This window comes from Priestia sp. BR_2, assembly GCF_041954005.1.
Lineage (GTDB): Bacteria > Bacillota > Bacilli > Paenibacillales > Paenibacillaceae > Paenibacillus_AQ > Paenibacillus_AQ lautus_A.
In genome coordinates this window covers 1-1,066 of the sequence record NZ_JAVFHM010000041.1, presented here as the reverse complement: position 1 = coordinate 1,066, position 1,066 = coordinate 1, and the positions used below count along the sequence as shown (strand labels likewise).

The 1,066-nt window shown below is 32.3% G+C and carries 1 protein-coding gene and 1 pseudogene; one reads left to right on the top strand and one right to left on the bottom strand.

Translation table 11 applies throughout. From position 1 onward, the window contains the following. The first annotated feature begins 364 nt into the window (after positions 1-364). The gene (locus tag RB298_RS00495) at positions 365-814 is read left to right on the top strand and encodes a VanZ family protein (protein ID WP_486045218.1); all 450 of its coding nucleotides are present in this window, start codon (positions 365-367) and stop codon (positions 812-814) included. Positions 815-836: 22 nt separating this feature from the next. Here the strand turns inward: RB298_RS00495 and RB298_RS00490 are convergent. Further along, positions 837-1,066 (bottom strand): annotated as a pseudogene (locus tag RB298_RS00490) (serine acetyltransferase); the annotation flags it as partial.

Here is a 1,066-nt window from a genome sequence, read left to right as displayed (position 1 = left end):
TCCAAATCATTAGACCTATAACTTTTGACTCAACAAAAACAAAATTAATGTTATCATAAAAATAGGAAAAGAGGGATAAGATTTTTTGTCGAAATTTGCGATACAACAAGTATTTTGAATGAAAAGATAATATTTCCGCCCCAAAAGACCTTTTTATGTCGTTAAATGTTGATAGTCTTACTTTTTCTATATTTAACAATTTGTTAGAACTTCTGTCATAAATAGTGAGAATTACAAATATTTCTATATAAAAATATCTTAATATATTATATAAGGAGAAAGACGCTTAAGGACATTTCTTGCATTTCCATCCCTTTTCTCTTAAGATATGAAGATAAATCTAAAAATAAAAGGAATTTTTTGTATGATATTAAAAAGAATTTTTGTTATTGCGATGATACTTGCTATTTCTCATTTTTCCCACACGCCTCATCTTCAAGTAACGGATCCACATTCATGGAGCAATGCTTCAGTCTGGAATCATAAAGCTACTCTTTGGTCCGTGTTACATCCTGGCAGTGAATTTTATACGTCTTATACATACGGCTTTAATTTAGAATTTATCTTACGTAAAATTGCTCATATCTCTTTCTTCGGCTTATTAGCCTTATTAATTTACTGGAATTTGAAAAAAAGTTCTTGGAGATATATAAAAGCGTGGGTTTTACTCGCTTGTTTTGCTTTTTTAGACGAACTGCATCAAGCTTTTATTATTGGACGTGACGGACGAATTATTGATGTGGCTATTGATTCATTTGGTGGAGCACTATTTTTATTTTTACTTTACAGATTTAAAAAGATCTCTAAAATTTAGAGATCTTTTTATATTTACTCTATTATTCTTTTTTTACATACTTCTCGTACTTCTCTATCTCCGTGCTGATAATTTCAGCCGGCACCCCAGCTACAACACAGTTACTGGGAATATCTTTTGTCACTACCGCATTGGCTCCTACTACTACATTATCTCCAATCGTTCCTCCAATACAAATTGCCCCAGGAGCAATGTATACGTTATCTCCAATAATCGGCTGCTTGCCGCGTGAGCCTATGGTTACGTTTTGTG

What these genes read in the sequence shown, in the direction of transcription:
- RB298_RS00495 (WP_486045218.1), top strand. Translation starts at nt 365, where the DNA reads ATGATATTAAAAAGAATTTTTGTTATTGCGATGATACTTGCTATTTCT.